Here is an 8,419-nt window from a genome sequence, read left to right as displayed (position 1 = left end):
CGCGATTACCTCTGGCAGAACTCCTCACAGTTAATTAACGGTTACAACCCTTACGGGATGAACAACCTGTCTGTATGGGCATGGATGTTCCTCTTCGGACACCTCGTCTGGGCGACTGGCTTTATGTTCTTAATTAGCTGGCGTGGTTACTGGCAAGAGTTAATTGAAACTGTTGTCTGGGCGCACGAGCGTACTCCTCTTGCGAACCTAGTTCGTTGGAAAGACAAGCCCGTTGCACTCTCGATCGTTCAAGCTCGTGTTGTTGGTTTAGCTCACTTTACAGTTGGTTATATCCTCACCTACGCAGCCTTCCTAATCGCTTCTACGTCTGGTAAATTTGGATAGTTAATTCTGCTGAATTTATCATTAGTTAAATCCCTCGTCACATAGTGGCGGGGGATTTTTAAGGTATAGCAATCGCCAAGGCAGTTAAGACATTTGCTGAGGCTAGATCCCCAACTTCTTGCGAGAAGTTGGGGATCTGATCTGTCCTAACTAGTGTGGCGGTTGCTATATTAGTTTTACCGAACATCATTTAAAGTTATGTTAGAATTCATTCGCAAGTTCTCTAGGCATTAGCAATAATTTTGTCAGTACCGATCGTTTACCATTCTGATTATGTCGTACCATTACCCGATAGTCATCGATTTCCGATGTCTAAATTTCGGCTGCTATATGAGCTATTGTTAGCAGATGAATTAGTTACCGCAGAGCAAACATTCTCCCCCACATTACCACCGACAGAGTGGTTGGAATTAGTTCACGATCCGGCTTATATTCAAGCTTACTATACAGGAACATTAGACCCCAGAGCACAGCGGCGAATCGGTTTACCCTGGAGTCCCGAATTGGTCAATCGGACTTGTATTGCCTTGGGTGGCTCGATTCTGACTGCTAAACTGGCAATCGAACATGGCATCGCTTGTAATACGGCGGGCGGAACTCATCATGCTTTTACTAATATGGGTTCGGGTTTCTGCATCTTCAACGATCTGGCGATCGCGTCTCGTGTAATCCAAAAATTAGGTTTAGCCAAAAAGATTCTGATCGTCGATCTCGATGTCCATCAAGGCGATGGTACGGCGGCTATCTTTCAAGGAGATTCGAGCGTGTTCACTTTTTCGATGCACTGCGAAATCAATTTCCCCAGCAAAAAACAAGCTAGCGATCTTGATGTGCCCTTGCGGGAAGGGATGGAAGATGAGGAGTATTTAAAAACTCTTTCCCAGTATCTACCAGATTTATTATCACAAGTAAAACCGGATTTAGTACTGTACGATGCAGGTGTAGATCCACATATTAGCGATCGATTGGGTAAACTAGCATTAACTAATATGGGGATATTCGATCGTGATTTCCAAGTATTAAATACCTGCATATCACAAGGTTATCCAGTTGCCTGTGTCATCGGTGGTGGCTATGCAGAAAATCTGCCTAGTCTAGTTTATAGACATTCCTTACTGCATCGCGCGGCTAGTAAAATTTATGATAAATACCAGCTTTGATTACATAACTTCTTCGATAAGGATAAAGTTTGAAATGGTTTATCTTCTTGGTGGTAGTAATGTGTAAGAATCATTAGGGAAACTTCCAAGTTAGATCGCCTTTTTCGCTGCATCAAGATCGATTGCGAGTGCTAATTGATAGACATACCGGCGCGATTGAGAGATTTGTTCGGCGACAATTCGACTGGCTTGAGAACGCGATGTACCGTTGAGCATCAATTCGATTAAGGCTCGATCGATTGCTTCATCTGACAGGGTAGCATGACTGACAGAAGCACCAGCCAGAACGAGTGCATATTCCCCTTGGGGTTCGGTTTGAGTATAATGCTCGATCGCTTCAGCGACGTTTCCCCGCCAAAATTCTTCATGTAATTTGGTTAACTCTCTGCCGATAACCACCTGTCGATCTGCTCCAAATGCCGTCGCGAAATCTGCTAAAGTTTGGCGCAAACGGTGGGGAGATTCATAAAATACCAGGGTACGAGCGTCGCCCGAAACTGCTTCTAATCGGTCCTTACGTTCCTGTCCTTTGGCTGGTAAAAAGCCTTCAAACCCAAATCGATCGCTTGGTAATCCCGAAGCACTCACCGCCGTAATTACCGCCGTTACCCCAGGAATGGGAATGACGCGAATCCCCGCAGCAACACAAGCTGAGACAATTAGATAACCAGGATCGGAAATTCCTGGCATCCCCGCATCGGTAACTAAAGCGATCGATTTCCCCGATTGTAATTGACTAATAAGTTCGGGAATGCGCTGTTGTTCGTTATGCTGGTGATAGCTAACTTGGGGAGTCTTGATTTGGAAGTGATGCAATAATTTACCAGTATGGCGGGTATCTTCAGCCGCGATCGTATCGACATCTTGCAATACCTGAATTCCCCGCATGGTCATATCACCCAAATTACCGATCGGCGTACCGACAAGATATAGAGTTTTACCAGTGACTTCATTTGACATATTATTTTCTGATATTGCGCCCAAATCTCTCTGGGTGGGAATAGGTTGTCAGCGAGGTGTCTCTAAACTCGCGATCGAACGTGCGATCGAGTCAGTATTTGCAGAGTACGATCTAGATCTTGCCACAATTGCGGGACTGGCGACAGTCGATCGCAAGGCAAATGAGGTGGGATTGCTCGAATGTTGTCGCGAATCGGGTTGGTTTTTAAAAATTTATCGCCCAGAACGTCTAAATTCCGTTGCTGTTACTTATCCCTCTCAATCGATCTCAGCACTAGTCGGGACTGCGAGTGTAGCGGAAGCAGCGGCTCTATCTGCGGCTCAGATGGATATTTTATTAGTACCCAAACAGAAATTTCGCCTCGATGCTGAATCTGGCTATGTGACAGTAGCGATCGCGTAGATGAAGCTATGATTTACGTACAGTCAGCAATTCAAAATATATATTATGACGAATAAAAAGTTTAAATTTGAGTTTAAAGATGAATCATTCGGACATAGTATATCATTTGAATCTGATGATTCAGACGATAAAATTTTAGACACATCTATTGATAATGGTGTTACTACAATATATGGGAATCGCAAAGCTTTCCTAGTATTAGCTAAAACATTCGCAAAACTTGCATTAGGTGAATACAAAGCAGGTTTTCACTTTCATTTAGGAAAAGATTTCTGCGAAGAAGATATTATAGAAGTTGCATTTGTAGATTAGCATCGATCGATATCATCGATATTGCTCTGTTTAGTACAAATCAATCTAACTTTCTGTAGATTTACCACACAACTCTAATTTAACGACATGGTTGTCCCGAGCGATCAAGTCCAACTGGACTGGGAATCGGACTACCAATTATCGAGGTACTACAGCTAGACTGGACAGCGCGAGGATAAACATTTTGCTGTTGAATGATTACCGTCGGTTGCGGATGTTGATGACGCTGGTGAATTAGAGGATAAGTACTACCAAAAGAGGTCGTAGTTGTCGAGGTACCAAAAGAATTATTATTGGAGTAAATATTAGTTGGTACTACTTGACTTATGGTGGTTGTTGTCGTTTCAATTGGCGGGACATAAATCGTAGTTGTGGAAGTACCACCGTAAGGATATCCTTGTGCTTTAACCGATGGTGGTACGAGTAAAAATGCAGTAACAATCGTTGCACAACAAATGAGATTTTTCATGAGTAACTGTACCTCTATCAATTATCGACTGACTTCGCCCAATCCTGCGCCCAGGCGAGTGTTTGATGCACCTGCTCGATCGTCGCTGCTTCGCAATAGAGTCTGAGGACTGGCTCTGTACCGCTAAACCGAATTAATAGCCAACTATCATCAGCTAAATTAAATTTATATCCATCGGCGAGATTGCGATCGCGTACTTCTATGTTAGCAATTTTATTAAATGGTTTACTCTCTAATTCCGCCATCAATTTCGACCGTACATCCATACCTGATAGATGTAAATCCACTCGATCGTATTTAAAATAATAGTCAGTCTGCGTCTCCAGTGCGCGGTACAGATCGCCTAAATCTTGTTGCGATTTGGCGATCGTTTCAAGCAGATATAATGCTGACAGCAGCGCATCTCGTTCGGGGATATGATTGCCATAACCAATTCCCCCCGATTCTTCTCCACCGATTAAAGCCTGAGTCTCTAACATTCGATCGGCGATATACTTATAACCAATTGGAGTTTCGTAGATTGGCAAATTATAAAGTTTGGCGATTTTGGGGACGAGATTAGAAGTACTAACTGTCTTGATAATTTCGCCTTTACAGCCGCGCTGTTTGACTAAATGCTCGATTAGAATCGGAATCAAAATCTGCGAGCTGAGGAACTCGCCAGACCCATCTACAGCCGCAATTCGATCGCAGTCTCCATCAAATACTAAACCGACTCTGATTCCAGGCTCACCAGCATAACTGCGAATTACCCGCATCAACTGAGATAAATACTTAGGCAAAGGTTCCGGCGCACCACCGCCGAATAAAGGATCGGTTTTACTATTCAGCTCAGTAATGGGCAAACCTAATAATCTTCCCAGCCCAGTGCTAGCCGCACCGTTCATTACGTCTGCAAATACTGTTAATTTACCAGATGCGATCGATTGTTGAATACTCGCTAAATCTACCTTCTCCCGCAACCCATCACAATAACTCGCCCACGGATCGAAAGTAGTCAAGGTTCCAGGCTGACTATCCGGTAAAGTTTCACATAATCTTGCTTCGATTTGCTTGGTGACATCCGGCGATACCGAACCCCCAAAATTCCCCTTCACCTTCAATCCTAAATAAGCCCCAGGATTGTGACTAGCCGTAATCACCAATGCACCCAGTACATCTTGACTATGAGCGGCCCAACTGAATGCCGGAGTAGGCGCGAACGTCTCACTCAAAATTACATCAAACCCAGCTAACCGAACAGCCTCAGCCATCCGCTTGGCAAAAGTCTCCGCCATAAAACGTCGATCGAATCCAACGATAATCTTCCGATTACCAGTCTTAGCACCATAAGTATCCGCCAACACCGCCGCCGCAATCGGTGCGACTAGTAACAATCGATCGAAGGTAAACTCAGCCCCAATTACACCTCGCCAACCATCCGTACCAAACTTAATTGCGTCCACACTCATGTCGATTTTGGATTTTAGATTTACGATTTTAGATTAATCTGACTTCCGCCAAGATTTTACCCCCCAACCCATCAAGAAAGTCTTAAGCCAGGGCATCCTTCAGCGCAGTTCTAGCCGCCAAATGATTGCGAGTAGATGTCAAAATCTCCACCTCACGATCGAGCCTACTAGTCGTATCCTGCATTTCCAACAAAGCCTGTTGCTCCGCCGCTACACCATACAGATGACTAGCCACCCAATAGGAAAGCTCGATCGGTAAATCTGGTAAATTATCTGGTAACTCGATCGGTTGTTCGGTTAGCTTGCCTGACAGATGCACGACATCGCGCAGCAGTCGTTCGACATCGGTCGCTAACGGGCGTAAATCTTCCTCGGTAGGACGATCTTCGATCCATTCTACTAACCCCACTCGATAGGGCTTCTCGCGCACGTATTCGAGCACTCTAAACCGCTGTTGTCCCATTGTCAAAACTTTCATTCGATCGTCTGGCAACCGCTGAAAATGGACGATCTCCGCACAACAACCGATATCTGCTGGTTGTCCTTTAACGGGGTCCCACATTAATACCCCAAACCTTCGATCGCTACTCATGATTGTATTCATCATGATTCTATAGCGAAATTCAAAAATATGCAGCGGTAACGGACGACCCGGAAATAGCACCAGTTCGGGGAGCGGGAATAAAGGAATTTCTCTCACAGCGATTGAAGAAGATGGTGCCATTTGCCGAGTTGATTTAAAGCAAGGATCTATCCACTAGGGTAACGGATCTAGACTCATTATTGCCAGTGACTTAATACCTAATTCCAATTCAATCAGTAACTGTACGCAGTGTTATCCAGCAGGATAACGCACCAAATATTAAAGTTGTTGCAAGTGATAGATCGGAATTTCTAGATATTTCAAGCTTTTTGGGCGGGAAAAAAATCGCGGGGATGGACTACTATCTCTGGGAACTGAGGTAAATTAATTGAGGCGGCGCAACAATCTGAATACTCGATCTACAAAAAAGTCCTCATGTGAGGACTTTTTCAAAATAAGTTAGTCACTCAATCTCTAAAGTTTTACTTCGATATCTACACCTGCGGGTAGATCGAGTTTCATGAGGGCATCGATCGTCTTAGCTGAAGGATCTTTGATATCGATGATCCGGCGATGGGTGCGAGTTTCAAAATGCTCACGGGAATCTTTATCAACGTGGGGAGAACGCAAGACACAATAGATGCGGCGGCGGGTTGGTAAGGGGATGGGACCGATTGCGGTTGCTCCAGTTCTATTTGCTGTCTCAACGATTTTATCGCAGGAGGTGTCTAATAAACGACGATCGAATGCTTTGAGACGGATGCGAATTTTCTGCTGAGTTACAGTAGCCATAATTTTAAAGTTTAGGTTTAGGTTGTCAAGGTGCAAGATAGATGATGAATAATTAATTCATCCGACACAAAGATAGAGATACACAAAAAGTATATCTCTATCTTTAATTTAGGTAATTAACCTATTTTACGATTTTGGCTACTACACCAGCTCCGATTGTCCGACCGCCTTCACGAATTGCGAAGCGCATTCCTTGTTCGATCGCGACTGGGTTGATTAGTTCTACTGTCATTTGTACCCGATCTCCAGGCATCACCATCTCAGCAGCACTACCATCATCAGCAGTAAAGGCTTTGATGTTCCCAGTTACGTCAGTTGTCCGAACGTAGAACTGAGGACGGTAGCCAGGGAAGAACGGAGTCTTACGACCACCTTCTTTCTCGGTTAATACGTATACTTCACCTTCAAAGATAGTATGGGGTTTGATACTGCCTGGTTTAGCGATTACCATGCCACGTTCGATGTCAGCTTTTTGGATACCACGCATCAGTACGCCCACGTTGTCACCAGCCAAACCTTCTTCAAGGGATTTCTGGAACATTTCTACACCAGTGATCGTGGTGCTACGTGTGTCGCGGATGCCGACGATTTCAACGTTCTCGCCAACTTTGACTTTTCCACGTTCGATCCGACCAGTTGCAACTGTACCACGACCAGTGATCGAGAATACGTCCTCAACAGCCATTAAGAATGGTTTGTCGATTTCCCGTTCCGGAGTTGGGATATAGTCATCTACTGCTGCCATCAAGTCGTAGATTTTGTCTACCCAGGGGTTTTCGCCTTGGATAGTTTTAGGATTAGCGAGCATTTGCTCTACAGCTTTGACTGCGGAACCGGAAACGATCGGGAGATTGTCGCCATCGAAGTCGTAAGATGTGAGCAATTCGCGAATTTCCATTTCAACGAGTTCGAGTAACTCTTCGTCATCAACCAAGTCAGTTTTGTTCATGAACACAACTAGACGAGGTACACCAACTTGTTTAGCCAAGAGGATATGCTCTCTTGTCTGAGGCATCGGGCCGTCGGCTGCGGATACAACGAGAATACCGCCGTCCATTTGAGCTGCACCAGTGATCATGTTTTTCACATAGTCAGCGTGTCCAGGACAGTCTACGTGTGCGTAGTGACGAGTTACTGTTTCGTACTCTACGTGGGCGGTGTTGATGGTGATCCCACGCGCTTTTTCTTCGGGAGCAGCATCGATTTCGTCATATTTCCGCGATTTAGCTGCACCGATTGCCGCAAGGGACATGGTGATTGCTGCGGTCAGGGTAGTTTTACCGTGGTCAACGTGACCAACTGTACCGATGTTAACGTGGGGCTTATTTCTTTCAAACTTAGCGCGTGCCATGAATAATTTCCTATATTCCTCTTTTAGATTTTAACTGGATAGTTGGCGATCGTTGTTAATTATTTGTTGTTTTTCAATAACTCCTAACAAACAACGACCTCAAGACTATCTATTTCCCTTTGTTCTTGGTAACGATCGCTTCTGCAACGTTGCGAGGAACTTCATCATAATGGCTAAATTCCATTGAGAAGATGCCTCGACCTTGGGTGTTGGAGCGGATGTTGGTTGCATAACCAAACATTTCACCTAAAGGCACTTTAGCAGCAACTTTAGAGATGTTCGCAGCCGCTTCTTGACCTTCGATCTGTCCGCGACGGGAGTTGAGATCGCCGATGACGTTACCGAGGAAGTTATCGGGAACTTCAACTTCAACCTTCATTACTGGTTCGAGCAATGTGGGTTGAGCTTTCATGACGGCTTCTTTCATGGCGATCGATGCCGCAATTTTGAATGCCATTTCATTGGAGTCAACTTCATGGTAGGAACCATCAACGAGGGTGACTTTGAGGTCGATTACTGGATACCCAGCCAAAATCCCAGACTCACAGGTTTCTTTAACACCTTGCTCGATCGGGTTGATGTACTGTTTTGGT

9 protein-coding genes and 2 pseudogenes are annotated in these 8,419 nt (G+C 44.7%); 4 read left to right on the top strand and 7 right to left on the bottom strand.

Annotated elements, in window-relative coordinates; genetic code table 11:
- Both psaB and RMO55_RS00090 read left to right on the top strand, forming a co-directional pair.
- Window positions 1-345, top strand: a pseudogene (gene psaB / locus RMO55_RS00095) (photosystem I chlorophyll a apoprotein A2); the annotation flags it as partial.
- A 242-nt stretch (window positions 346-587) separates the two neighbouring features.
- Window positions 588-1,505: a histone deacetylase gene (locus RMO55_RS00090; protein WP_310421630.1), complete on the top strand. Its 918-nt coding sequence runs from the start codon at window positions 588-590 to the stop codon at window positions 1,503-1,505.
- A gap of 90 nt (window positions 1,506-1,595) precedes the next feature.
- On the opposite strand, the gene rsmI is transcribed toward RMO55_RS00090, so the two are convergent.
- Complete coding sequence (gene rsmI, locus RMO55_RS00085; protein WP_310421628.1) at window positions 1,596-2,465, bottom strand: 16S rRNA (cytidine(1402)-2'-O)-methyltransferase; 870 nt, start codon at window positions 2,463-2,465, stop codon at window positions 1,596-1,598.
- Here rsmI and RMO55_RS00080 point away from each other — a divergent pair.
- Window positions 2,449-2,868, top strand: a complete 420-nt coding sequence (locus RMO55_RS00080; RefSeq protein WP_310421625.1) for a cobalamin biosynthesis protein — start codon at window positions 2,449-2,451, stop codon at window positions 2,866-2,868. The two genes, rsmI and RMO55_RS00080, sit on opposite strands and share 17 nt — an antisense overlap.
- A 45-nt stretch (window positions 2,869-2,913) precedes the next feature.
- A complete protein-coding gene (locus tag RMO55_RS00075; RefSeq protein ID WP_310421621.1) occupies window positions 2,914-3,180 on the top strand; it encodes a hypothetical protein in 267 nt (88 codons plus the stop codon).
- A 79-nt stretch (window positions 3,181-3,259) separates the two neighbouring features.
- Here the strand turns inward: RMO55_RS00075 and RMO55_RS00070 are convergent, their stop codons facing one another.
- From RMO55_RS00070 to fusA, 6 genes and pseudogenes are all read right to left on the bottom strand, one after another.
- Window positions 3,260-3,649: a hypothetical protein gene (locus RMO55_RS00070; RefSeq protein ID WP_310421618.1), complete on the bottom strand. Its 390-nt coding sequence runs from the start codon at window positions 3,647-3,649 to the stop codon at window positions 3,260-3,262.
- Window positions 3,650-3,666: 17 nt separating this feature from the next.
- Complete coding sequence (locus tag RMO55_RS00065) at window positions 3,667-5,100, bottom strand: phosphoglucomutase/phosphomannomutase family protein (protein ID WP_310421615.1); 1,434 nt, start codon at window positions 5,098-5,100, stop codon at window positions 3,667-3,669.
- A gap of 82 nt (window positions 5,101-5,182) precedes the next feature.
- Window positions 5,183-5,824 carry an LON peptidase substrate-binding domain-containing protein gene (locus RMO55_RS00060; protein WP_310421613.1) on the bottom strand — a complete coding sequence of 214 codons (642 nt, stop codon included), beginning with the start codon at window positions 5,822-5,824 and terminating at the stop codon, window positions 5,183-5,185.
- Between the two features lie 333 nt (window positions 5,825-6,157).
- Complete coding sequence (gene rpsJ, locus RMO55_RS00055; RefSeq protein ID WP_310421610.1) at window positions 6,158-6,475, bottom strand: 30S ribosomal protein S10; 318 nt, start codon at window positions 6,473-6,475, stop codon at window positions 6,158-6,160.
- A 121-nt stretch (window positions 6,476-6,596) separates the two neighbouring features.
- Window positions 6,597-7,826, bottom strand: a complete 1,230-nt coding sequence (gene tuf / locus RMO55_RS00050) for an elongation factor Tu (RefSeq protein ID WP_310421607.1) — start codon at window positions 7,824-7,826, stop codon at window positions 6,597-6,599.
- 109 nt (window positions 7,827-7,935) lie between these two features.
- Window positions 7,936-8,419 (bottom strand): annotated as a pseudogene (gene fusA / locus RMO55_RS00045) (elongation factor G); the annotation flags it as partial.

It is taken from the genome of Chamaesiphon sp. VAR_48_metabat_135_sub, from assembly GCF_031418915.1.
Taxonomy (GTDB): domain Bacteria; phylum Cyanobacteriota; class Cyanobacteriia; order Cyanobacteriales; family Chamaesiphonaceae; genus Chamaesiphon.
This window is presented reverse-complemented; position numbering and strand designations above follow the sequence as displayed.